This window comes from uncultured Limnohabitans sp. (assembly GCF_937889215.1).
In the GTDB taxonomy this organism is placed as follows: Bacteria; Pseudomonadota; Gammaproteobacteria; order Burkholderiales; family Burkholderiaceae_C; genus Limnohabitans_A.
Map to the genome: position 1 here is coordinate 1 of NZ_CALBEX010000470.1, position 1,710 is coordinate 1,710.

The 1,710-nt window shown below is 61.2% G+C and carries 4 protein-coding genes; 2 read left to right on the top strand and 2 right to left on the bottom strand.

Features of this window, described 5'->3' with window-relative positions; translation table 11 throughout:
• Both Q0341_RS11835 and Q0341_RS11840 read left to right on the top strand, forming a co-directional pair.
• On the top strand, positions 1 to 382 hold a 382-nt coding region (locus tag Q0341_RS11835; protein ID WP_299513540.1), incomplete at its 5' end, for a chromate transporter.
• Positions 379 to 981, top strand: coding sequence for a chromate transporter (locus Q0341_RS11840; RefSeq protein WP_299513543.1), 603 nt, complete (start codon positions 379 to 381; stop codon positions 979 to 981). The genes Q0341_RS11835 and Q0341_RS11840, both read left to right, overlap by 4 nt.
• Positions 982 to 1,034: 53 nt before the next feature.
• Here the strand turns inward: Q0341_RS11840 and Q0341_RS11845 are convergent, their stop codons facing one another.
• Together Q0341_RS11845 and Q0341_RS11850 are read right to left on the bottom strand one after the other, a co-directional pair.
• Complete coding sequence (locus Q0341_RS11845) at positions 1,035 to 1,385, bottom strand: hypothetical protein (RefSeq protein WP_299513545.1); 351 nt, start codon at positions 1,383 to 1,385, stop codon at positions 1,035 to 1,037.
• A 43-nt stretch (positions 1,386 to 1,428) separates the two neighbouring features.
• Positions 1,429 to 1,710 (bottom strand): TrmH family RNA methyltransferase (locus Q0341_RS11850; protein WP_299513547.1); only part of this gene is annotated, 282 nt, incomplete at its 5' end.

Here is a 1,710-nt window from a genome sequence, read left to right on the forward strand (position 1 = left end):
GATCGGTGGTCGCCATTTTGGTTTGGGCGGTGCACTGGCCTCTTTGGCGGGCCTGCTGCTGGCCCCCTTGACCGTTGTTTTGCTGTTGGCCATGGCCTTTGGTGGCGTCTCGGACACGCCTTGGGCGCAAGGCGCTTTGCGCGGCATGGGGGCCGTAGCGGCCGGTTTGATTGCCGCCACCGGCATCAAACTGATCAGCGCCTTGAAACACAACCCCATGGGTCTGCCGGTGTGTGCGGCCGCCGTCTTGGCCACCTTCGTTGGCGTGGGCGTGCTGCGCTGGCCGCTGATCTGGGTCCTGTTGGGGGTGGGCGGCGCCACTTGTGGTTGGGCTTATTTTCAGCTCAGGCGACAAATGCTGGGCACAAGGGGGGCCGCATGAGCCTGGCCGTGCAACTGAGCGTGAGCGATTGGCTGGCGTTTTTCAACCACTTCTTGTCCCTGTCCATGTTGGCGGTAGGCGGCGCGATCATCACCGCGCCGGACATGCACCGGTTTTTGGTGAACGAACACCAGTGGCTGAGCGATGCGCAGTTCAGCTCCTCCATCGCACTGGCGCAATCGGCGCCAGGACCCAATGTGTTGTTTGTGGCGGTGATCGGCTGGAACGTGGGCCTGAACGCCGGCGCTGGGCTGGGTGGCGGCTGGTTCAGCGTGGGCTTGTCGGCCTTAGGCGTGGTGCTGAGTTTGCTGGGCATCATGCTGCCCTCGTCCATCTTGACCTACACCACGACACGCTGGGCCCAGCGCCACAGAGACAACTTGGGCGTACGGGCCTTCAAACTGGGCATGGCACCGGTCGTTATCGCGCTTTTGGTGTCCACGGGTTGGCTCTTGACCGCCAGCCACAACCAGCCTGCACGCGACTGGCCGCTGTGGCTGTTGACTTTGTTGGCCGTGCTTTTAGTGTGGCGCACCCGCATCCACTTGCTGTGGCTCATTGGGGCAGGTGCCGCGTTGGGCGGTTTGGGCTGGGTTTGAGTTGGCGTCTCAGGGCTCGCCGAAGATGCCCGTTAACCCATCGCATCAAAGTGTCAGCGTGGGCTCTCGAAGAACACCGTGTTCGAGTAATCGCTGACTTCAAAATACACTTTTTTCTCGCCGGGATCGACTTCGAAATTCAAGTTTTCGTCCAGCACACCGTAGCCGTAACGGTAGGCACGGGGCAGCTTGTCATCGGTGCCCAAAGCGGTGCTGACCTTGTCCACCTTGATGAAGCGGCGCACCAACTTCTCGCCCGCATAGACCTCCATCACGCCGTTGGTGCCCGTCCAGTTTTGAATGCTGCGGCTGAGTTTGTTTTGCTGCTCTTGCGTGCAGGCGGCCAACAGACTGGCTGCACCCAGAACAAAGATCAATGCGATCCGGGTCGTGTTTTTGGACATGGCGTGCTCCCTTTTTTGAATGGTTCGATGCAGTGCAAGCAGCTCAGCTTCGCTGGCGCAAGGCTTCGTACAGGCACACGCCACTGGCCACCGACACGTTCAGGCTTTCGACTGCGCCGCGCATGGGGATGCTGACCAGCTCGTCGCAATTTTTGCGCGTCAACTGGCGCATGCCCGCGCCTTCGGCACCCAGCACCAAGGCGGTGGGCACTTTCAGGTCGGCCTGGTAAATGCTGCGCGGCGCGTCATCGCTGGTGCCAATCACCCAGATGCTGCGCTCCTTGAGCTCGCCCAAGGTCCGGGCCAGGTTGGTGACCATGAAGTA

What these genes read in the sequence shown, in the direction of transcription:
- Q0341_RS11840 (WP_299513543.1), top strand. Translation starts at nt 379, where the DNA reads ATGAGCCTGGCCGTGCAACTGAGCGTGAGCGATTGGCTGGCGTTTTTC.
- Q0341_RS11845 (WP_299513545.1), bottom strand. Translation starts at nt 1,385, where the DNA reads ATGTCCAAAAACACGACCCGGATCGCATTGATCTTTGTTCTGGGTGCA.